Annotated in this window: 20 protein-coding genes; 10 read left to right on the top strand and 10 right to left on the bottom strand. The window is 35.3% G+C overall.

Annotation, left to right across the window (positions count from 1 at the left end; translation table 11 throughout):
* Positions 1-59: 59 nt before the first annotated feature.
* From guaB to NXS00_RS16915, 7 genes are all read left to right on the top strand, one after another.
* Positions 60-1,526 (top strand): IMP dehydrogenase, encoded by a 1,467-nt coding sequence (gene guaB, locus NXS00_RS16945; protein WP_258100439.1) that lies wholly within the window; start codon positions 60-62, stop codon positions 1,524-1,526.
* Between the two features lie 127 nt (positions 1,527-1,653).
* Positions 1,654-3,699 carry a GAF domain-containing SpoIIE family protein phosphatase gene (locus tag NXS00_RS16940; RefSeq protein ID WP_258100438.1) on the top strand — a complete coding sequence of 682 codons (2,046 nt, stop codon included), beginning with the start codon at positions 1,654-1,656 and terminating at the stop codon, positions 3,697-3,699.
* A gap of 4 nt (positions 3,700-3,703) precedes the next feature.
* On the top strand, positions 3,704-4,045 hold the full coding sequence (locus NXS00_RS16935) for an STAS domain-containing protein (protein ID WP_258100437.1): 342 nt from the start codon (positions 3,704-3,706) through the stop codon (positions 4,043-4,045).
* Positions 4,035-4,451, top strand: coding sequence for an ATP-binding protein (locus tag NXS00_RS16930; protein WP_258100436.1), 417 nt, complete (start codon positions 4,035-4,037; stop codon positions 4,449-4,451). Before NXS00_RS16935 ends, NXS00_RS16930 begins: the two co-directional genes overlap by 11 nt.
* A complete protein-coding gene (locus tag NXS00_RS16925; protein WP_258100435.1) occupies positions 4,448-5,302 on the top strand; it encodes a peptidyl-prolyl cis-trans isomerase in 855 nt (284 codons plus the stop codon). Before NXS00_RS16930 ends, NXS00_RS16925 begins: the two co-directional genes overlap by 4 nt.
* Positions 5,283-6,602 (top strand): peptidylprolyl isomerase, encoded by a 1,320-nt coding sequence (locus NXS00_RS16920; RefSeq protein ID WP_258100434.1) that lies wholly within the window; start codon positions 5,283-5,285, stop codon positions 6,600-6,602. The genes NXS00_RS16925 and NXS00_RS16920 overlap by 20 nt, the downstream gene beginning before the upstream one ends.
* Positions 6,603-6,607: 5 nt before the next feature.
* The gene (locus NXS00_RS16915; protein ID WP_258100433.1) at positions 6,608-7,573 is read left to right on the top strand and encodes an AAA family ATPase; all 966 of its coding nucleotides are present in this window, start codon (positions 6,608-6,610) and stop codon (positions 7,571-7,573) included.
* A gap of 14 nt (positions 7,574-7,587) precedes the next feature.
* Here NXS00_RS16915 and pheS read toward each other — a convergent pair whose 3' ends face one another.
* Both pheS and NXS00_RS16905 read right to left on the bottom strand, forming a co-directional pair.
* Positions 7,588-8,598 carry a phenylalanine--tRNA ligase subunit alpha gene (gene pheS, locus NXS00_RS16910; RefSeq protein ID WP_258100432.1) on the bottom strand — a complete coding sequence of 337 codons (1,011 nt, stop codon included), beginning with the start codon at positions 8,596-8,598 and terminating at the stop codon, positions 7,588-7,590.
* 59 nt (positions 8,599-8,657) lie between these two features.
* Positions 8,658-9,749, bottom strand: a complete 1,092-nt coding sequence (locus tag NXS00_RS16905; RefSeq protein ID WP_258100431.1) for a glycosyltransferase family 4 protein — start codon at positions 9,747-9,749, stop codon at positions 8,658-8,660.
* Between the two features lie 171 nt (positions 9,750-9,920).
* Here NXS00_RS16905 and xrtX point away from each other — a divergent pair, with 171 nt between their 5' ends.
* A complete protein-coding gene (gene xrtX, locus NXS00_RS16900; protein WP_258100430.1) occupies positions 9,921-10,478 on the top strand; it encodes an exosortase X in 558 nt (185 codons plus the stop codon).
* The gene (locus tag NXS00_RS16895) at positions 10,471-10,956 is read left to right on the top strand and encodes a hypothetical protein (RefSeq protein WP_258100429.1); all 486 of its coding nucleotides are present in this window, start codon (positions 10,471-10,473) and stop codon (positions 10,954-10,956) included. The genes xrtX and NXS00_RS16895 overlap by 8 nt, the downstream gene beginning before the upstream one ends.
* Before the next feature lies 1 nt (position 10,957).
* On the opposite strand, the gene NXS00_RS16890 is transcribed toward NXS00_RS16895, so the two are convergent.
* The 4 genes from NXS00_RS16890 to NXS00_RS16875 all read right to left on the bottom strand — a co-directional run bounded on the left by NXS00_RS16890 (position 10,958) and on the right by NXS00_RS16875 (position 15,423).
* Positions 10,958-12,343 (bottom strand): undecaprenyl-phosphate glucose phosphotransferase, encoded by a 1,386-nt coding sequence (locus NXS00_RS16890; protein WP_258100428.1) that lies wholly within the window; start codon positions 12,341-12,343, stop codon positions 10,958-10,960.
* Between the two features lie 214 nt (positions 12,344-12,557).
* Positions 12,558-13,517 (bottom strand): NAD-dependent epimerase/dehydratase family protein, encoded by a 960-nt coding sequence (locus NXS00_RS16885; RefSeq protein WP_258100427.1) that lies wholly within the window; start codon positions 13,515-13,517, stop codon positions 12,558-12,560.
* On the bottom strand, positions 13,514-14,302 hold the full coding sequence (locus tag NXS00_RS16880) for a glycosyltransferase family 2 protein (RefSeq protein WP_258100426.1): 789 nt from the start codon (positions 14,300-14,302) through the stop codon (positions 13,514-13,516). Before NXS00_RS16880 ends, NXS00_RS16885 begins: the two co-directional genes overlap by 4 nt.
* Positions 14,299-15,423, bottom strand: coding sequence for a glycosyltransferase family 4 protein (locus tag NXS00_RS16875; RefSeq protein ID WP_258100425.1), 1,125 nt, complete (start codon positions 15,421-15,423; stop codon positions 14,299-14,301). Before NXS00_RS16875 ends, NXS00_RS16880 begins: the two co-directional genes overlap by 4 nt.
* A gap of 151 nt (positions 15,424-15,574) precedes the next feature.
* On the opposite strand from NXS00_RS16875, the gene NXS00_RS16870 reads away from it, so the two are divergent.
* On the top strand, positions 15,575-16,729 hold the full coding sequence (locus NXS00_RS16870) for a T9SS type A sorting domain-containing protein (protein ID WP_258100424.1): 1,155 nt from the start codon (positions 15,575-15,577) through the stop codon (positions 16,727-16,729).
* A gap of 8 nt (positions 16,730-16,737) precedes the next feature.
* On the opposite strand, the gene NXS00_RS16865 is transcribed toward NXS00_RS16870, so the two are convergent.
* The 4 genes from NXS00_RS16865 to NXS00_RS16850 are packed head-to-tail and all read right to left on the bottom strand — an operon-like array spanning position 16,738 to position 21,435.
* The gene (locus NXS00_RS16865) at positions 16,738-18,045 is read right to left on the bottom strand and encodes an O-antigen ligase family protein (RefSeq protein WP_258100423.1); all 1,308 of its coding nucleotides are present in this window, start codon (positions 18,043-18,045) and stop codon (positions 16,738-16,740) included.
* Positions 18,045-19,226 carry a glycosyltransferase family 4 protein gene (locus NXS00_RS16860; RefSeq protein ID WP_258100422.1) on the bottom strand — a complete coding sequence of 394 codons (1,182 nt, stop codon included), beginning with the start codon at positions 19,224-19,226 and terminating at the stop codon, positions 18,045-18,047. The genes NXS00_RS16865 and NXS00_RS16860 overlap by 1 nt, the downstream gene beginning before the upstream one ends.
* A gap of 15 nt (positions 19,227-19,241) precedes the next feature.
* Positions 19,242-20,309 carry a glycosyltransferase gene (locus NXS00_RS16855; protein WP_258100421.1) on the bottom strand — a complete coding sequence of 356 codons (1,068 nt, stop codon included), beginning with the start codon at positions 20,307-20,309 and terminating at the stop codon, positions 19,242-19,244.
* 16 nt (positions 20,310-20,325) lie between these two features.
* Positions 20,326-21,435, bottom strand: a complete 1,110-nt coding sequence (locus NXS00_RS16850) for a polysaccharide pyruvyl transferase family protein (RefSeq protein WP_258100420.1) — start codon at positions 21,433-21,435, stop codon at positions 20,326-20,328.
* Positions 21,436-21,462: the final 27 nt, after the last annotated feature.

The following is a 21,462-nucleotide window of genomic DNA, read 5'->3' as shown; positions in this document are numbered from 1 at the left end:
TTACAATCTTACTTAGACCAGTTAATTTTGCCCGGCAAATAATAACAAATATTATTTGCATGAATCTCGACGACAAATTCTTATTCGAAGCACTTACATACGATGATGTATTGCTTCTCCCCGGTTACTCTGAAGTACTTCCCAGAGATACAGATACCACAAGTTTAATCACAAGAAACATTTCGCTGAACATTCCATTTGTGTCTGCTGCAATGGATACTGTTACTGAAGCTAATCTTGCTATTGCAATGGCTTTGGAAGGTGGTCTTGGATTTATTCACAAAAACATGCCTGCTGAGAAACAAGCGGCTCAGGTTCGTAAAGTGAAAAGATCGCAAAGTGGAATGATCCTGGATCCGATCACTTTGGCACATGATAGCGTGGCTGGTGATGCAGAAAAAATCATGCGTGAGCATAAAATTGGAGGTATTCCAGTAGTAGATGCTAACAAAAAACTTATTGGGATCATCACCAACCGTGATTTACGCTTCCAGAAAAACATGAAGCGCCCAATCAGCGAAATCATGACCAAAGAGAACTTGATTACTGCTCAAGTCGAAGTTGGTTTGAAAGAAGCTGAAGAGATTCTGCAAGAACACAAAATTGAAAAACTACCAATCGTAGATAAAGACGGAAAGCTTACAGGTTTAATCACCTATAAGGATATCTTGAAAAACAAAGACCGTCCGAATGCTTGTAAAGACGAGTATGGTAGACTAAGAGTTGGTGCTGCTGTAGGTGTAACACCAGATATGAATGACAGAATTCAAGCATTGATCAATGCAGGAGTAGATGTAGTAAGTATCGATACAGCACATGGTCACTCGAAAGGAGTTATTGATGCTGCTAAAAATGTAAAGAAGCAGTTCCCGGATCTTGAGTTGATCGTAGGGAACATTGCTACCAGAGAAGCTGCAGAAGCTTTAGCAGCAGCAGGTGCTGATGCCATCAAAGTAGGTGTAGGTCCTGGAAGTATCTGTACAACTAGAGTTGTAGCTGGTGTAGGTATGCCTCAGCTTTCTGCTGTATATGAAGCGGCTAAAGCTGTAAGAGGCAAAGTGCCAATCATCGCTGATGGTGGTATTCGTTTCTCTGGTGATGTGGTTAAAGCATTGGCTGGGGGAGCAAGCAGCATCATGATCGGATCTCTTCTAGCAGGAACTGACGAAGCTCCGGGAGAAATGATCATCTATGAGGGACGTAAGTTTAAAACGTATCGTGGAATGGGTTCTGTAGAGGCCATGGAAGATGGCTCTAAAGACAGATACTTCCAGGATGCCGAAGACGATATCAAAAAATTAGTACCAGAAGGAATCGTAGGTCGAGTTCCGTACAAAGGAATGGTTTCTGAAGTACTTTATCAGTTAGTAGGTGGTTTGAAGGCCGGTATGGGATACTGTGGCGCATCTACTATCGAGAAATTATACGATGCAAAATTTGTGAAGATTACTGCAGCCGGGGTTGCAGAGTCACATCCTCACGATATCAATATTACGAGAGAAGCACCTAATTACAGCAGAAGGTAATCTCTCAATGACACATCCAAATTGACCTTTTATGTTAATTTGGGTTAAAATGACAAAAGCCATGCAGACGATACTGTCAGCATGGCTTTTTTATTAGCAGGAAGCCCGTATTTTTGTATTGATCCGAATGCTAACCAATAAACTCAAAATAAGGCTTAGTCTGCTGGCAGGAATTCTCTCCTGGCTGCTATTCACGTTCTTTGATCTATATCTCCTATTTGTAGAGAAATATGATCTGAATGTGAACCTATCGGAGGTATTGCCCCAGATATTCTTGACCACCCTTATTGTTTCTACCTTATTCTTCTACAGATACACCATTACTAAGGCGGATAGTGTCAACTTTCTGGATTTATTATGGCGAGTATTCATCACAGGATTAGTTACCACCATTGGTTCGCTATTCATTCGTGCTTTCTTCTTCGTTTTCAAAAACAGTACGATCACGGAGAATGCACTCACCATAAATTTCCTTTACAACATCCTGATTGGACTTGTTGTCATCTTTTTGGTTTCAACATTCGTGGTATGGAAGCGCCTGATCTTGTATCAAAAGACTAAGAGTCTCATTCAGGTTTGGACCATATTTGAATATTCTCTTTTTGCCAGCTTGTTATTTGACTGGTTTGGATACAAGTTGATGAGCATCAATTTCAACACTGCGCTCATCTTCTTATGCATATTCGCTTTAGTATTGTCATTCAACCTAAAGTGGATAGCTTATCTCAATTTTAAGCAGAAGTGGAAGAGTATATTATTCATCTTGCTTTCAGGAATCTACGTTTACCACTTCCTGATTAACCTGCACAATTTCACTGAAACAGAAGCCTTAAGCCTTGACCTGTTGGATAGAGTATTCATGGTCTCTCTATTCATTTTCATCATACTATATGCAGCGATTGCGGTTTTGGTTACGCTCTTCAACCTTCCTACATCAAGTGTGTTTGAGCGAAAGCTACAAGAGGCAATAGACTTCCAAAAGCTGAGCCAATCCATTCCTGCAGGACAAAATGCAGAGCAGACCTATGACATCCTATTAGAAAGCTCCATGAGTGCGGTATTTGCTGATGCTGCCTGGCTGGAAATCAAGGATACAGAACCTGTACTTCTCACACGTGGACTTACCGAGCCAACCGTAAAAGACATTAAAGATCTGGTGAAGCAAGATTACATCAAAGAAGTACTCAACTATCGATTCAATGGTGAGTTTTCATCAAGCAAAATCATAGGCTCACTTCATCACCCAGATTACAAGTCAATCATTGCCGTACCGGTAATGATTCAAAACAAGCAGATTGGCGTTTTGGTATTGCTTCAGGAAGTTGGTGAAGCTTTTAATCGGGAAATGGTCGATATCATTTCAACCTTCGTAAACCAGGCTGGGATCTCCTTAGAAAACTTCCACTTGATCAAAGAAGCAATAGAGACAGAGCGATATAAAGAAGAGTTAAAGATTGCCAAAAGCGTACAAAAAAGCTTGCTTCCAGATGAGATGAGTCACAATGACCGTTTTGGGATAGTAGGCTACAGCATGGCTGCCGATGAAGTAGGCGGAGATTACTATGATGTTTTGGAACCTTCTGAAGGTGTCTTTAATCTAATTATAGGAGATGTTTCCGGTAAAGGAACATCAGCAGCATTTAACATGGCGCAGATGCGCGGCATCTTCCATAGTTTAGCTCAAAAAGATGAATCTCCCTCCGCATTCATTAAGCAAGCTAATGCTGCAATGAGTCGTTGCCTTGAAAGATCTTCATTCATTACAGCAATGTATTTTAGAATTGACACTCGAAAAAGTGTCATAGATTATGTTCGTGCAGGTCACTGTCCGGCGTTGTTTTACTCCGCTTCATCCAAAAAAATCTGTCGTTTAGAGAATAATGGTCTGGGTTTAGGCATTCTAAGAAACTCAGAATACGACCAATACGTTGAAGAGTATACAATTGCTTATGAGCCTGGAGATTTATTGCTTCTATACACTGATGGAATTGTAGAAGCAAAGAACGATGATAACCAACAATTTGGATTAGAAGGCTTGGAACCCTCGCTGCTTAACCACATCAATAAACCGCTAGAAGAAGTAAAAGACGGGATTATTGATGATCTAATGAGTTTTTTAAATGGAAATAAACTAGATGACGACTACAGTCTAGCTATAGTCAGATTCAGCTAATAATATGGTCAAAATAGACACGATATCAGAAGATAATTATCACTTGATTCAAGTTAATGGAGAAATTGATGCGAGCTCATCTATCGAGCTTGATGCTGCGCTGAAAGAAGCCTCTGAAAACACTTCCAAAATTCTTATTGATCTGACGAGTCTTGAGTACATCTCTTCAGCTGGTTTAGGCGTATTTATATCCTACTTAGAAGAATTAAAGAAAAAGGAAGTGAGTCTGGTCATTTTTGGTCTGAAAGAAAAAGTTCATGAAGTTTTTGAAATCCTGGGATTGCAACACCTCATGAATATTGTTGAAACGAAAGAAGAAGCAGTTAAAGCGGTTAATGAAGCATAAGCTATCCATATCGTGTAGCAAATCGAATCTACTAAAGATTCGTCATTTCGTTGCTGATCAATTGGTATCGATCAACCTCAGCGAGGTTGAACTTCACAAATTAGTTCTAGCTGTTGATGAAGTATGTGCCAATCTCATCATTCACTCAAATCATTGCAATCCAACAAAAAAAATTGATGTGATCATTGATCTTATAGGATCAGAACAAATTCAGTTTACCATTAAAGACAAAGGCATCAGTTTTGATTTAAATAAATATCAAGAGCCTTCCATGAATGAAATTGTGTCATCAGGCAGAAAAGGGGGAGTTGGGCTTATCCTTGTAAAGAGAATAATGGACAAAATTGAGTTCTCAACCGAGAAGAATTATAATATTTGCAGGTTGACCAAAAATCTAGGAAAATGAGGTATTGGTGGATTGCCATACTTGTAGTTTTATCAGCCTGTGAGTTTTTCAAACCTAAGGAAAACACCACAGAAGAGCCTTTAGCTAAGGCTCGAGAAAATTATCTTTACCCATCTGATCTGGCAGGCTTAGTAGCGAGTAATATTTCATCTTCAGATAGCTCTAAATTAGCCGAAAAATACATCCAAGATTGGATTAAAAAGCAATTAATGATTGCTAAATCTTCAGATGCCATTGGGTATAATGAAGCAGAAATAGAGCGTAAAGTTTTAGATTATAGATACGCACTCATCGTACATGCGTACGAGAAGCAATACATTGACAAAAACCTGGACAGGAAAGTAAGTAACGAGGATATACTGGCGTATTATGAAGATAAATCTGACAACTTCTTGCTGAAACAAAATATCATTAAATGTCTATTCGTTCAAACGCCTAAGGACGCACCAAACTTAAATCAATTTAGAAGAAACTTTAGAGCATATCCAGATGGCAACATTGAGGATTTATATTCTTACACCTCACAATTCGCCTCCAAATCTTTTCTAGAGGATTCTACCTGGATCATATTCGATGAGCTCATTTATGGAACACCGCTAGAGTCGCTTCAAAATAAGAATGATTTTGTTTCTAAGAACAAATACTCAGAAACATCTGATGATGAATTCATCTATTTTTTAAAAATCTTCGATTATAAAATTTCAGATGAAATTTCACCGTTAGAATTTATAAGAGAAGACGTAGAGAATATCATAATCAATAAAAGAAAAATAGCCCTAAAAAAGAAGCTAGAAGAATCAATATATGAGGATGCAGAGAAAAATAAGGAGTTTGAGATATATAATCGCTAGTATCATTTTATTGGCAGGAATAGCCTCCAATGCTCAAGATGTGGTTATTGATAAGATTATCGCAAAAGTCGATGATTATATCGTTTTAAAATCCGATTTGGAAATAGCCTACATGGACTACCTCTCAAAAGGTCAGTTCCGTGATGCGAATGCGAAATGTCAGATTTTAGAGCAGCTTGTAGTTAACAAAATGCTGGTTGCAAAAGCTCAAATTGATTCCGTAGAAGTTTCTGATTTTGAAGTTCAGAATAGCTTGACGCGGAGAATGGAATACATGATATCCCAGGTCGGCTCAGAGGAAGAGATTGAAAAGTATTACGGAAAAACGCTTGCACAAATTCAAGAGGAGACTTTTGATGAAATGAAGGAGCAACTGATTATCCAAAGGATGCAGGAAACCATTATTTCAGACCTTAAAGTATCACCCGCTGAAGTAAAGAAGTTCTTTAAAAACATTCCTCAGGATAGTTTACCTTTTTTCTCTACTGAAGTTACCGTCGGTCAGATTGTTGTTTCTCCGAAACCAGGAAAAAAACAAAAAGATGATGTAAGAGCTCTAATGTTTCAACTTAGGGATAGAATCCAAAATGGTGAATCGTTCGAATCACTAGCAAGACAATATTCTGAAGACCCTGGCTCTGCATCAAGAGGAGGTCAACTTCCATTTTACAAAAGAGGGGACCTGGCACCAGAGTTTGAAGCAACTGCGATGACCTTAAAAGAAGGTGAGTTATCCATGCCTATAGAAACTCAGTTTGGTTATCACCTTATCGAGTTACAACAAAAAAGAGGAAACACTTTCCAAACTCGTCACATCTTAGTTTCTCCAAAACCTTCTGCACAAGACGTAATTAAGGCTGAGAAATATTTGGATAGCCTAAGAACAGTAATCATTGCAGACAGTATCAGTTTTGAAAAAGCAGCTAAAGAATATTCAGATGACAAAATGACTTCTACGAATGGAGGATATTTTTTGGATCCAAATGAATCAAACAGAGTATCCGTGGAGCAACTGGATCCAACAATTTTCTTCACTCTAGACACTATGACTGTTGGAAATATCACTGAGCCACTTGAATTTCAGCAAGCTGACGGTTCAAACGCATTTAGAATTTTATATTTTAAGAATCGATTAGCACCACATCAGGCAAACCTCAATGATGACTACCAAAAAATAGCAAAAGCCGCTTTGAATAATAAACAAAACAAGATTTTATCTGAGTGGTTTGAAGATGCCAGAGGCAACGTCTATATTGAGATCGATCCGGAATTTGATAACTGTAATTTACTAGAGCAATAAGCGGAATGACAGAGATAAATAATGAAGTAGAGGTAGCCAAAGAACTCAGTGCTGCATATACCAAACTTGAGAGTGAAATCAGCAAAGTAGTAGTAGGGCAGAAAGAGACCGTAAAACTTCTAATTACTTCTATCTTTTGTGGAGGCCATGCACTACTAGTTGGTGTGCCCGGTCTTGCTAAGACGCTTTTAGTGCATACGATGACCAAGGCGCTAGGCTTAGACTTCAATAGAATCCAGTTCACTCCAGACTTAATGCCATCAGATGTTCTTGGAGCGGAAACGTTAGATCAAGAACGTAATTTTAGATTTATCAAGGGACCTATTTTCGCTAATGTTATTCTAGCAGATGAGATAAATAGAACTCCTCCAAAGACTCAATCTGCTTTGCTTGAGGCGATGCAAGAGGGAGCGGTTACTACAGGAGGAAAGAACTATAAGCTAGATAAACCATTTTTTGTTCTAGCAACACAAAACCCTATTGAACAAGAAGGAACTTATCCTTTACCTGAAGCACAACTCGATCGCTTCATGTTCATGATCAAATTAGAATACCCTTCATTAGAGGAAGAACTAAATATCATCAAACAAACCACTTCAGGCAATGAAACTGAAGTGAACGAGATCATTTCTCGAGAAGAGATATTGAAATATCAGGCCTTGGTCAAAAAGGTGCCAGTACCTGATAACGTGTTCGAATACATTGTGAATTTAGTTCATAAAACAAGACCCTTTACGGAGCATGCTTCTGATCATTCCAATGAATACCTGGAATGGGGAGCAGGACCTAGAGCTAGTCAGTTCCTAGTACTAGCAGCCAAGTGTAATGCGCTATTGAAAGGTAAATTCTCACCAGACATAGAAGATGTGAAAGAAGTGGCTAAGCCTATTTTAAGGCACAGAATAGTCCGAAACTTCAAAGCCGAAGCTGAAGGTAAAACAGAAGAAATGATTATACAGAGCCTATTGTAATAGGCTCTTTTTATTTAGAACTGCTTCAAGAACCTCAAATCATTCTCAGAAAAGAGTCTCAAGTCTCCAATTCTGTATTTGAGCATGGTTATTCTTTCTATACCCATACCAAATGCGAAACCGCTATATTCTTTAGAATCAATTCCACAGGCTTCCAGAACATTAGGATCAACCATTCCAGATCCACCTATTTCTACCCATCCGGTGTGTTTACAGATTTTACATCCATCACCTTTACAGATGAAGCAACTAATATCAATTTCCGCACTTGGCTCAGTAAATGGGAAGTAAGAAGGTCTAAATCTAATTTGAGTATCCTTACCAAACATCTCTTTTGAGAAGTGATAAAGCGTTTGTTTCAAGTCTTTGAATGAAACAGCTTTATCCACATAAAGTCCCTCTACTTGATTAAAGAAGCAGTGAGCTCTCGCAGAAATAGCTTCATTTCGATAAACTCTTCCTGGCATAATAGATCTGAATGGAGGCGTTCCATGCTCCATCAATCTTATCTGCACATTAGAGGTATGAGTTCTAAGAAGCGTATCAGGATTTTTGGTAATGAAATACGTATCCTGCATTTCTCGTGCAGGGTGGTTTTCAGGAAAGTTCAATGCAGTGAAATTATGAAAATCATCCTCTATCTCAGGACCTTCCGCAACACTAAAGCCTTGTCGCTCAAATATCTGAATAATTCTATTCCTGGTCTTGGTTAGAGGATGTATCGTACCATCACTTTTGAAAGATGGTAGAGTTACATCAATTGAACCTGACTCTTCTTTAGAGTTTGAATCATTTATCTGTTCGATCAAAGATTGAAATTGAGCCTCCGCTTTCTGCTTCAACACATTCAGCTTCGCTCCTAGTTCTTTCTTTTGCTCGTTAGGAATGGTTTTAAATGAATCGAAAAGCTCAGACATGACTCCTTTTCTGCTGATAAATCTTAGTCTGAATTGCTCTAATTCATCTTTCGATTTAGCAGTGGTATTCTCTATCTCCTCTAAGTATTGTTGGATCTTTTCTATCATAATGCCTGTATTTCACTTCAATATCGTGAAGAAAGGCAAAAATAATAAAGCAGCTAAGATTAAGCGGATTTTGATACGTAAAGATTACGATCTCTGGCTACGGATTTTTTGAGATACTTTAGCTTGCTCAGCTTGTACTCAAAAAAGATAGTAATCACCGCAACAATAGAAGCTATGGCTAAAATCAATTCTCCGTTTTTTAAATAGAAATTAAGTACAATGGCAATAGCGAGTATAATCACATTGAAACTCAATAAGATTAGTGTAGCCTGAGCGTGATTGTACCCTAATTTTAATAACCCATGATGTAGATGATTCCTATCTGGATCTAATGGGTTTTTACCATTCACAAATCGAATTGTAAAAACTCTAAGAGTATCATAAATGGGTAAAATCAACAATGACATACCCACCCCTACAGCAGACTCTATTGGCAAAGTAAATCCGCCATCATTCGCAAGGTTGATGAAATGAATTACCATACTAGATATCACAAAGCCCATTGATAGCGAGCCTGTATCACCCATAAATACTTTCGAAGGAAACCAATTATAGAACAGAAACGCAAAGAGTGCTCCAACCAATGAAATACAGATGACAGAATAAGCAATGTGCCCTTCAGCTAAAAATGCCCATCCTAAAAACCCAAGAATTAATATTCCAATAGAACCTGCTAACCCGTCTATTCCATCAATAAGGTTAAAGGAGTTCGTCAAAGCAACAATAACGAATACGGAAAAGGGAATATCAAACCATACAGGCATATCATTAACACCAAAGATTCCATAGAACCCATCGAGTCTTATCTCGGAGAAGTACACTACCATAAGAGCTGCAAAGATCTGGATAGCCAATTTATGCTTAGCAGTCATGTTGGCCACATCATCACGTACTCCTAGAAAAACCATGATAATAATACCAAATAAGAAATAGCGAATGGCTCCAAGATCCGCTAATGGAACAGTAATTAGAACTGCTAAACTAAAACCAAGGAATATAGCTATCCCCCCAAGAGATGGAGTACTAATTGAGTGAATCTTACGTCGATCTGGATTATCCAATAGATCGATCGATCGACTTACCTTTATGATAATAGGCAAGACGATGAACGTCACGATAAATGAAGACAATACAGCTAGGACGATTTGCATACGTTGCGAATAATTATGACACTAAGCTAATACGCTCTATTTTAGAATGAGCTAGAATTTCGTTAAATATGCCTTAATGCTGGATAGATGTGTAAATCTACACTTTAATGGGATAAATCTAATAGTAGATTTCATTATTTCAATTCAGAGTTTACAATTACATTTACTTTAATGAGTACCAACGACAAAGTTCAATCCATTCTTAAGCTATTTGCCATTAGAGCACTAATACTCCTTGTTGGATGGATGATAGTGTATCATGGCTTCATCAAACCTGATGGCAGAGCTAATGAGTGGCTAACAACTAAAGTTGTACAGGGAACAAGAATTGGTTTGACAATACTTGGGTACGATACGAGTCATGGATGGAAAGATAAAGAAAGTGGAGAGTCTGCAAGATACATCTATATAGACGGCCAACCAGTGGTTCTTGTAGCTGATCCATGCAATGGACTTGAGCTGATGGCTCTTTTCATTGGATTCTTACTTTGTTTTCCTGGACCTTGGAAATACAAAATAATAATCATCCCTATTGGTACACTTGTAGTGTTCCTCATCAATGTAATTCGCGAAATCATTCTAGCCCTCAACTACAAGTACTTCCAAGAGACATTTGATTTCAACCACAAATACACCTACGTCTTCTTCGTGTACCTGATTATATTTCTAATGTGGAGATATTGGCTAAATAGATATTCATCAATTGGTAAGAAAACAAGCCATGCTTAAGAAGTATCATCGTTTTTTTGCAGGAATTACTTTGTTCCTAATTATTGTATATGGCATTCTTAAAATTTGGGTACTCAGACTTTATGCTCAATTACTCGATGGTGTGGCTAATTTTATTGGAGCAGCTAATAATGATTTCTATGAGCTTGTTAGAAATCAAGCAAAGCAGGATGAATTTCGTGAACAAACTTTGGGCTGGATAATATATTACCCTACCTATTTCCTCTTGCACATAGTATTCATCTATCTACTTTTCGATAATAATGTCAGAGTGAGAAATTATCTCATGCTAGGGCTAACAGCATTAATATGTATGCTTGTATTCCTTTGGGTTCTATTCACAAGCATACATATTCCTGAAATAGGTAATTTCTTTAGGGATCAGTTCAAAAACCTATTTGGTTTGCCATTTATATTACTTGCAATTGAAGGAGGACGAATTCTTTACACTGATATAACTAAGCTTAATAAAAAATGAATCAATAAGCATTTTCACTTCCTTTGATAATTGAAATAACAGTCAAAACAATAATCTTAAAGTCAAGAATCAAGGACCAATTCTTTACATAAAATCGATCCAACCGAACCCTACCACTCATATCCGAAAAAACTGCAGTCTCACCTCTAAAACCTTTAGCTTGCGCAAGGCCTGTGATTCCTGGTTTAACAGCATGCCTCTGAATGAAACGATCAATCTGTGGTTGAAACTTTTCATTCAATTTAATTGGGTGTGGCCGTGGCCCTACAACTGACATATCGCCCAGAAACACATTGACAAATTGCGGAATCTCATCAATACTCGTTTTTCTGAGAATTGCTCCAATTTTGGTTATTCTAGGATCATTTTTGGTTGCTTGCCTACTATCAGACTCCTTATTTACAACCATCGTTCTAAATTTCCAGCAGAGAAATGGATGATTATCCCGACCATTCCGATATTGCTTAAAGAAAATTGGACCTGGCGATTCTAATTTTATAAGAAGTCCAACAATCGGAATTAACCAAGAGAAAATAAAAATAAAAACCAGTGACGCAAAAATAACATCGAATACACGTTTTATAAACTGATTAGCCTGACTATCTAACGGAATAGCACTAACATTAATAACAGGTAAGCCGCCATATCTTTGAATAGTCAAATTTCGATTTCCAAGTCTACTAAACTGAGATATGATTTTTATCTTAATTAAATTGTTCTCTGCAAAATCAATTAATTCTTTAATATCATTTTCAAACATCCGCGGTAAACAACAAAAGATGATATCAACTGGATTACTGATAGAATACTCTTTTAAATCATTAACACCACCTAGATATTTCCTTTCTACATCTTCCTTTTTGTTATCAAAATAACCGAGAAACTTATATCCGATACCTGGGTTTATTTTGAAATATTTCTCCAACTCAACACCCAATTCACCATACCCTACGATCACCACATTTCGAATGTTGAACCCTTTGGTTCGGTAATAGCGAATAAAGTAATGCCATATTGTTCTCCAAATTATCAGAAGAAAGGTAAAACCGAGGTAGGTAACAAATAAATGCTGTCTTGAATAGTAGAAGGGCTTGGCAATAAACCAAAGAGCGAAAACAACAGACAAGTTGATAACCAAGGCTGTAAGCACCTTATTCAAATGGTCAATTAATCGATCCTCTCGACTGATTTCATGAAGTTTTGTGGTAAAAAAAATAACTAACCAAATAAGATTTATAGCAAATTGCAAGGTTAGATACGATTCATTGGTGTATATGAATTGACCAAACCTATCGTAGTTTGCTATAAAGACACCAAAATTCAGACAGAGAAGATCAGCCAAAAAGAAAAGTACCGGAAAATATTTAGAAAATCTATGCCCTGTCATTTAGAATAAAATAAAATGTAAAAATACATCAACACATACCCTTTTCAAACTATTAAATTGTCACAATTAAATATTGACTGGATCTATCTGATAAAGAAATATCTTAGTATAAACAAAACTCTGAACCAACTATACATCAATTATAGGTTGTGAACAGAGCGAATGCTTGATTTCTTTACATAATGCATTCAAACACTAGCAATTCATTACATTGTTATTTATTTAAATCTCCAGACTCTTTCCAGTCCCTTAAAGCTGATTTCAAATCATAACTAAAGTTATAACCGATTTCTAAAGCTGATTTTGGGTGAATGTAAGTAGAGAAAAATAACTTTTGTATTCGTCTATGATGCACTGAATTTTTAAGACCTATAGAGTTTAACAACTCAAACCCATAACTAAGCAATAGCAATAACCTATAAGGAATAACCGGATTAACAGATCTAAGACCAAAAACTTCTTTAAATGTTTGTACAATTTCCTTCATAGGCTGCTTCACAGGAAAAGCGAAGTTGAAAATTCTGTTTTCTCCTGAATATGCGAACAAATAATCAACAAAACAAACCAGCTCCTTTACGTAGATGTTTGATTTCACCGTACTGGATTTACCTACATATGGGAAAAATCCCTTTTTTAATGCTTGATACAATCTTGTGAAATTGGCATTTTCATTCTCCCCAAACACCACTGCAGGTCTGATAATCTGCAATTTACCTTTATTCTTGGTTTGCCAAGTTAACAATTCTAACTCCCCTAGTAATTTTGAAATCCCATAAGCAGTATCTGGTGCTGTTACATCTGTTTCAACTTTAACACTTTCTTCAGCTTTAAACACCATCATAGTGCTAGTGAATATTATGTGATCAATAGCCAACGTCTCACAAAGTTTTATTATCTGTTTAGTGCCAAAATGGTTAGTAACAAAATATTCATTCCAATCAAAACCAGGTTCCTTACAAAGCGCCGCCAAATGAATACAACAATCGAAACCTCTTTCCTCTAGATGAAGCACTTCTTCCTGCCTTATATCCCAATGTATTGTGTTAACGCGAGAATCATTAATCGGTGAGGGGTTCAAATCAATATTTAAAACCTGAATATCGTCCTTTTCAAGTAGATATTTAAGTAAATGAGTCCCAATAAATCCGGATCCGCCAGTGATTAATACTTTCATTTAATAGGTCTATTATTGAATATCTTGTTATGAAAATAGAAAGGTAAGAAAATTAAAAAATGAATTATCGCTCTTAAAAAGTTTCCCTTGAACAGATAGCTTTTAAAAAACACAAAATTAGGCTTTATTAATTTCCATCTATTAGAACTTAATGAATTTGAACTTTTCCTATAATGAACGAGACATTTATCAATTGCATAAGCATGCTTAGTATTTTTCAACAACTCCAGAAAATAAACCCAGTCTTGTCTGCGACGCATTAGCGAAAACTTTGAACCAAGTGCCAAGTCTCTAGTGCACAAAACTGAAGAAGTAAGGATATAATTATTGTATTTAAGCAACCTAAATGAAATTTTCTTGGGCGTTACAAACATTCTAATTTCCTGATCATTTTCATCAATTTCAGAGTACCAAGTATGGGAAAATTCAATGGAGACATTTGACCTCATAAACTCAACCTGAGCTTGAAGTTTGTTAGCCAACCACACATCGTCGCTATCAAGAAAAGCCACATATTCTCCTTTTGCTTGTTTCAAACCAAAATTACGTGCATAACCGGCACCCTGATTTTCTTCTAAAAAAAAAGGTCTTACCCTTTCATCAAGTGATGAATAAAACCTCATAATCTCAGGAGAACTATCGACACTACAATCATCAACCAGAATCAGCTCCCAATTTTTATAAGTTTGATGTATAACAGATTCAATAGTTTTAAATAAATAATCTGAAATATTATAAACAGGTGTTATTATTGATATTAGTGGCTCAATATTCAAATTGCTCATTCAATTAAATCATTTATTTGTGCCACCATAAGTTCTAAATCAAAATTCTCCTTAACCCTTTGCATACCATTATTACCTAACTTGGCCAACTGCCCTTGATCCAACGCCTTTTTGTTTATTATTTCTTTGAAAGACTTCACCGTCGGATCAACTAAATAACCTGTTACTCCATCTTTTACAACCTCTAACGGACCACCGTTCTTTCCAGCAATGACTGGTTTACCGTGATAACCAGCTTCAGCAAAAACCAAACCAAACCCCTCAAAATCTTCTTCACTCTCCATTTTATTCAAAAGCACAAATAGATCACATGAAGAATAGTAATAATCCAACAACTCAAAATCAACAAAACCAGTAAATTGGACTAAATGATTCACTTTCAGCGCTTTTACTCTCTCTTCTAGTTGTGACCTACACGGACCATCTCCAACGATAAGGTATTCAAAATTATTTCCAAATAATTTTCCCAATTCAGTCAAAGATTCAATAACTACATCATGCCCTTTCCTATTGTCAATACGAGATATAGTCAGAAAATAGATTTTATCTTGATCCAATGAAAGACGGTTACGAGCTTCATTGGTTTCATAGCGCTTAATACTTTCAAAATTAATTCCATTATGAACTACAAATACTCTATTAGTGTCAATTGACGGGCAATAGTTAATTACTCTTGATTTAGTAAACTCACTCACACAAATGATTTTCTCTGCCGATCGAAGAATACCCCTCATTAATAGCATGATAAACCTATTACTCCGGTGACGAGTAATTTCTGCCCCATGTGCAGTAATCACATAGTCTATCCGACCAAATTTTTTAATCAAATAAGCAGGAATGGCAACTTTCCATGTAGTCGCAAATATTAGATTAGGCCTCCAGTTTATTGTGAGTTTTATCAAATACCCTAAAAGCTGAATGGCCATAACAAACTCAAGATTACTCCATGGTTTAACTCTTACCACCTCTACGTTATCCTTGAAATTCAAAGGCTGTTTTGAAGCAAATGTTAGAACTTTTACCTGCTTATAGTTACTAAGTCCTTCAGCAAGATTTTTACTATAATTTTCAACTCCACCGACAGTTGGTGGATAGTCTTTTGCTAAGATTAATATCCTCAATTGATAATTATAATTAAATATTATGTAGTTTAACTACAAACTTCAACTTAAACAGCTTAAAGTTAAACCGGATAATTTGTTATCTAAATTAGAATTTGTCAAAAGTCTTATTAACAGAGTATTAAATAATCTTCATTCAAAATGATAGAACATGTTTAGATTACTTTATATCTCTGTTTTATTAACAGTAATTACTAATTTACATGGTCAATGCACATATGATGACTTCTTTTTAAATGGCTACAAACAAGTTGGATATAAAAAAGGGGAAAAACCTATCCCTTATAACAATAACAATATATCCGGAATTATAAACTTTGATGAAGGAATTCACATTATTGAATCACCTCTATCAATTAGAAGTGGACAAGTATTGAGAGGTGCCGGACAACATAAAACAATACTTTACTTTCCAAATGGGTTAAAGGGAATGCATCAACCTTGTGGTCATTCAGGGGGCGATTGTTATGACTGGCAAAATGCTGTTATTGAACTCACTGGAATTGAAACAGGAATTGAAGATTTGACCATACTTTTTAATCCACATGAGTGGTGTCATCATTGTGGTGAAGACAATTTCGGCTATAATGGTATAGAATTAGACCATTGTTCAAACTGCTGGGTGAAAAATGTAAGCATTAAAAACGCTGACAATGGATTGTTTATTCGGGAAGGACATTACAATACTGTTGATGGATTAAACGTTCATGCAAATCCTAATAATTCCCATCTCCACATTGCCGTATCTCGTTTCTCCAAATATAATTTAATAATAAACTTCAATGCATTTGGATCAAGTTTTCACGGAATAACAGCTAACTGGGGTGTCGATTATTGTGTTTTCGCGAATGGGTGGGGAGAAGACCTTTATATAGAACCAGACCATAACTGCAATGGTGTGGGTGGCGAGGTGTCATGTTCTTCAAACATTCTATACTCTAACATTTCGGGAAAAATCAGAGGTATTCAATCGGTAGATCGGCTTAACAAACCACTTGAAACTATTCTTTGGAACATTGGAAATAAGAATTGCTCTCCAGACGACCTTTACCTAAGTATAATTTCTGAACCTATAAAACTTTATCCTAACCCCTGTAATCTCAATTATATTAAAATATTAAGTTCTCTAAGTTTTAAAAACTGGAAGGTTAAAATCACTAATTCAATTGGTCAACAAATTCATTTGGAGCCAGTCACACATGATAACGTAATTTTACTACCTGAACTTCCTCCAGGCCTTTACATTATTGAATTGAATAACGTAGGATCCGAGACAATCAAACAAAAACTAATAATTACACATTAATTCAATATTTACTCAAGCCTAATATTTTCCAAGTCAGTTTTAACACTATTGAGTTCACGTTTGAATAGCAAACAAACAATTAATGTACAAAAAAACCAAAATGAGGGCAAATTCATATTAAAGAAGGAAATCCATTGAACAGAAGTAGATATCAAATAAGCCAAAAATGCATATTCAAAGATTCCTGTATTTTTTCTTTTATACAGATTTACAATCAGATAAATCAAAAAAGCTAAAAAGACCAATAAAAATGGAATTCCCATTTCAGTGGCAATTGATAAATACATATTATGTATTACCTCAGTAGAGACGAAATAGGGACTATTACCAATTCCAATACCTATCCACGGGTGTGCACTAAAAGCTTCAAATCCTTCAATGTAAGACTTAATTCTAACATAACCTTCATCAAAACTTATTACCGTCTGCAATCTTCTAAATAGCATTGCCTTATTAATAAATACAAATACGCTAAGACCAAAAATCACGACAATAAAGATGAATATGTTGCGAAGCAAGATACTTGGTCGCAAAACACGTTTAAAGCGAAATAAGCTATTTTTATATATTACGAATCCAACTATTAGACCAACAAACCCGGAGGTAGCTTTAGTAAGAAAAAAAGCTAACAAGTTAATGGAGATCACCAAAATGAGTATTTTTCGAGGTATCTGATCAAATTGTTTCAATTCATATAAACGAAATGATAAGAATAATACACCCATTAAATAAAATGAATAATATAGTGGTTCCCTTTCAAGCGATGCACTTCTTATTGCTTCAGGACCGTACAAATATTCAGGCTTCAAGATATAAACTAACCCCATACTTGAATCACCAAGAACCGAAGTAATTATATATTGATATAAAGCATAAACTGCATAAAAAACTGATGAATACAATAATACTTTAATAACCTGATTAAACTTTGGTCTCGAATCAATTTCGAAGTATAAGCTTAAGACCATCACTAAATTAAATATGGTCCACAAAAAGTATAACAAACTACTTTTCCCATATTCTCTTATTGGAAATTCGCCGCTAATATATTTTATTTCGTTTTTTGAAGGCAGAAAAACATACGAATTGAACGAAATAAAAATGATCAATGCAAAAAAACACATTATAATTTTTGGAACATATGCATTCCTTGGATTGCCGCGGGAGAGAATTAAACCTATGAATTGAAGTCCAATCAAAACAATAACTGCAATTTGCAAAGGAGTCCAATTTCTTCCAATGGGAATAAGTAGACCATTGGCAGGCACCAAAGCAACGATAAAATACAATGCAATACTTCTTTCTTTGAGCAGCATTAAGTTATGTTTGTAAGACTGTCGAAAAGACTAATGTAGTCTTGTGCAATATCTCGATCCTGAAAGGCAGATAAAACTTCAGAGATATTCCAATCATAATTTGAATAATTCTCTTTAAAAGAAACTAACACCTTTATCAATTCAGTTTCATTTGAATACAGTATTCCAGACTTCTCGTGTTTTACCAATTCTGGAATTGCTCCATTCTTTGAGCCAATCACAGGCAGATTATATTGGTATGCCTCAAGTATTATTCTACCAAACGGCTCATCCCAAATAGAAGGCACAACTAATGCGTCGATTTTCTTGAAGAATAAATCTTTGTCTACATGGCCAATGTATTCAATATTCTCTCCATCATACTTACGTTTTAAATAATCGACGTAATTTTTATCACCATTCCCTCCAATAATAAGCCTTACATTTTCATCTGTTACAAAACTAAACGCATTCAACAATACCTCTATGCCCTTATGAACAGATAATCTACCTAAATAACCAAATACCAATCCAGCATGCTTATTACTTCGAACTTCTTTTTCCCTCAACCTATGCAATTGATTATATATCAACACATTAGGCTGTGTGATGTATCCGTTGGATTCATGAACCTCAATAACCTTATTACTTATCCCTGCGATGACATCAATATTTTTAGCTCCTATTCTCCTTGTTGCAGTAAAAATTCTACACATTGAACATTGTTTTTCACATTTGACACTATGTCGTAACATATTGGAATTGGAACATATCAAATAGTAGTCCCTTATGGTATGGACCACAGGAATTTTCAAGTTCTTACAGATAAACCATATAATAGGGGAAAAGCCTGTGATATTATTGGTATGAACAACATCAGGAGCTTCATCTTTAATCAATTTCCTCAATCTGTGGTATTGAAATATGTTGAAGGCCTCTATAAGATGCCATATATACTTCAATAATCTATTGATTTTACGATTTTTATTCGACTCATCAAAAGCCCAATAAACGTTTCTATTCTTCAAGTATTGAACGAATACCCCATTTTCTGAGGCCTGAAAACTACGTTTATTGGTTAAAGCCACAACAGTGACGCTAACATTATTGTTAACAAGTGATTCTGCTAAAAACTTGACAGATCTTTCCGCCCCCCCTTTAACAAAATCTGTGTAAAGCGAATTAAATATTAAAATTTTCAAAGATTTGACTATCTTCTATTTTCGAATTATTAACTCATAAAAGGATAAAGTTTCCGATGCCAATATCGAATTATCCAATTTAGATATCCCATAATTAATTGGTTCAAGTATTCTCAAAGTTTTAGCTTTTTCCTGAGCCACTTTAAGGGCATCAGCACTCAATTCTTGATAGGTACAAACCCAATCTTTCCCAACAATATCACTAAACTCTGAAAACACAGGCCTATCAGGCACCAGAATTGGCTTATTCATGGACAATGATAATATAGCTGATCCAGAATTATGAATATTTTTATAAGGGAGAACAGTCAAATCACACGCTGAAAAAAAACAACTAACTTCGTGGTTGGTCAACCTTTTTTCTAAAAAGTAAATATTTTTTTCATTTACAATCATTTCTTCAATTGCTCTAACTTCATCTAGATCCTCTGGACTACCAGCAATTATCAATTGAGAATTGACATCATTTAAATTAATAAAGCATTCAACTAAATTTTTAACATTTTTATACTTTCTTATTATTCCGAAGTATCCATAGGTAAATAATTGCTGATTTAAATTCAATTCTTTTCTCGCAAATTGTTGGTCCATTGTCTTATAAATCCCTCTATAATTAGGATGAGGTATTTTAACGAATGTCAACCTACGGTTTTCACCTATATTATAAAGAGTCTTTATCATTGACTCCGTCTGGTCATTCAAAACTATAATAGCATTAATGAAGTACTTAATAAATATTGAAATATGAATGCGTTCCAATACCTGATTTAAATGGCTATTCTGACTATACTCATGCGATCTTAGATTATGGGCAGTCCAAACAATTTTAGTTCCTGCTATTTTCAATATTATTAAATCAAAATAAAACAATACCAACCTAAGCGAATTTAGAAAAAACAAACTCTTAGCTCTTATAATTGTATCCGGCCAATGAATATGGAAAATATGATATTTATCTTTTAAAGATTGAAATCGATAAAACTCTTCAACCTTGTGACCTTGTTCCTTAATAAAATTATATAGCCTAGAATTATAAGGATTTTTATGTTCATTTCGAAATGCTGGAAATGCTAATATCTTCAAACTGCTATCTTTAAATTTAACTAGTGATAAAATCACTAATGAATGATTTCGAAACTATCCTCAATTCTTCTATTTTTTTATTAATAAAATCCCAGTTTATTCTGCGTTCTAAAATTTCATCAAATTTTGATTTATCAAACTTAATCATTAAATGATCCTCCATATTTAAAATTGATAACATGCTTTCTATCCGGTCATTCATTCCTTCAGCACTTCCAGTATTAGGTAATACAATAAAATTCGTATTATTCAAAATACAGAATATAATCCCATGAAAAGACGTTGTTATTACTAGCCTGGATGTGCGAATATAATTAACCCACTCTTCTATGGTAGGAAATAAATTCCCTGTAAAATCGCTGTTAGCCGTAGAATGGATTACATTATATTGATCCATCTTTAAAGCATATGAGATGAACTTATCTTTGTCATTAGTTTTGCTATTTCCCAATGTGTATATGAATATCGATTCTTTTCGCATTTTAACCTTCAAAGAATCAAGGTTTAACATCTCATTCCATTGAGCTGAATTAAATAACATTGTGGGGTCCAATACCCAAACCGGATTAAACCCTAGATTTTCAACAAGTTCAATTCCACTTCTTTCCCTGACACCAATTTTATCGAATTTACGCAGATGTTTGATAAACAATTTCTTTGTTAACGGATCTTGCTCTCTAACACCAAAACTAGCAGCGTAGGCAACTCTTTTTACATCATCAGAACCAAAACACAACAAAAATGCTTCTGGTGACACTGTAAAGGTGTGATTCCATACCTGGTCACTACCAGTTATATAAACATCCGCTAAGGGAGGATTTTCCTTAATCTCATCTAATGAGAAATACTCATTAGGTCCAAATTCTATATTTTCTCTTTTAAACTCTTCAAATTTACGTGCTTCATCAATCTCATCTGCCTTCTTTTTATTGAATTTGCTTTTCAAAATTCCTAAAACACCCTTTCTAAGTAATTTTGTTAAACGTGAGGAATTGTCCCTTCTATAAAATCGTATCAAATATGCTTCATGCCCAACACTTTTCAGGTACCGTTGTAAGGCAAATAATTGAAGAATCTGACCATAATTATTCTTAGACTCCCAAAAAGTCATAATTCCAATTTTCATACTTTAGTTGATTTTTGTTTCTAAACC

Origin of the sequence: Marinoscillum pacificum (assembly GCF_024714495.1) — a bacterium.
Classification (GTDB): Bacteria; Bacteroidota; Bacteroidia; order Cytophagales; family Cyclobacteriaceae; genus Marinoscillum; species Marinoscillum pacificum.
Note: the sequence above shows the minus strand (reverse complement) of the source record. Positions and strands in the feature narration are given on the sequence as shown.

Bases quoted from the DNA above. Each gene is read 5' to 3' on its own strand.
- guaB (WP_258100439.1), top strand. From the start codon at position 60: ATGAATCTCGACGACAAATTCTTATTCGAAGCACTTACATACGATGAT.
- NXS00_RS16940 (WP_258100438.1), top strand. From the start codon at position 1,654: ATGCTAACCAATAAACTCAAAATAAGGCTTAGTCTGCTGGCAGGAATT.
- NXS00_RS16935 (WP_258100437.1), top strand. From the start codon at position 3,704: ATGGTCAAAATAGACACGATATCAGAAGATAATTATCACTTGATTCAA.
- NXS00_RS16930 (WP_258100436.1), top strand. From the start codon at position 4,035: ATGAAGCATAAGCTATCCATATCGTGTAGCAAATCGAATCTACTAAAG.
- NXS00_RS16925 (WP_258100435.1), top strand. From the start codon at position 4,448: ATGAGGTATTGGTGGATTGCCATACTTGTAGTTTTATCAGCCTGTGAG.
- NXS00_RS16915 (WP_258100433.1), top strand. From the start codon at position 6,608: ATGACAGAGATAAATAATGAAGTAGAGGTAGCCAAAGAACTCAGTGCT.
- pheS (WP_258100432.1), bottom strand. From the start codon at position 8,598: ATGATAGAAAAGATCCAACAATACTTAGAGGAGATAGAGAATACCACT.
- NXS00_RS16905 (WP_258100431.1), bottom strand. From the start codon at position 9,749: ATGCAAATCGTCCTAGCTGTATTGTCTTCATTTATCGTGACGTTCATC.
- xrtX (WP_258100430.1), top strand. From the start codon at position 9,921: ATGAGTACCAACGACAAAGTTCAATCCATTCTTAAGCTATTTGCCATT.
- NXS00_RS16895 (WP_258100429.1), top strand. From the start codon at position 10,471: ATGCTTAAGAAGTATCATCGTTTTTTTGCAGGAATTACTTTGTTCCTA.
- NXS00_RS16890 (WP_258100428.1), bottom strand. From the start codon at position 12,343: ATGACAGGGCATAGATTTTCTAAATATTTTCCGGTACTTTTCTTTTTG.
- NXS00_RS16885 (WP_258100427.1), bottom strand. From the start codon at position 13,517: ATGAAAGTATTAATCACTGGCGGATCCGGATTTATTGGGACTCATTTA.
- NXS00_RS16880 (WP_258100426.1), bottom strand. From the start codon at position 14,302: ATGAGCAATTTGAATATTGAGCCACTAATATCAATAATAACACCTGTT.
- NXS00_RS16870 (WP_258100424.1), top strand. From the start codon at position 15,575: ATGTTTAGATTACTTTATATCTCTGTTTTATTAACAGTAATTACTAAT.
- NXS00_RS16865 (WP_258100423.1), bottom strand. From the start codon at position 18,045: ATGCTGCTCAAAGAAAGAAGTATTGCATTGTATTTTATCGTTGCTTTG.
- NXS00_RS16850 (WP_258100420.1), bottom strand. From the start codon at position 21,435: ATGAAAATTGGAATTATGACTTTTTGGGAGTCTAAGAATAATTATGGT.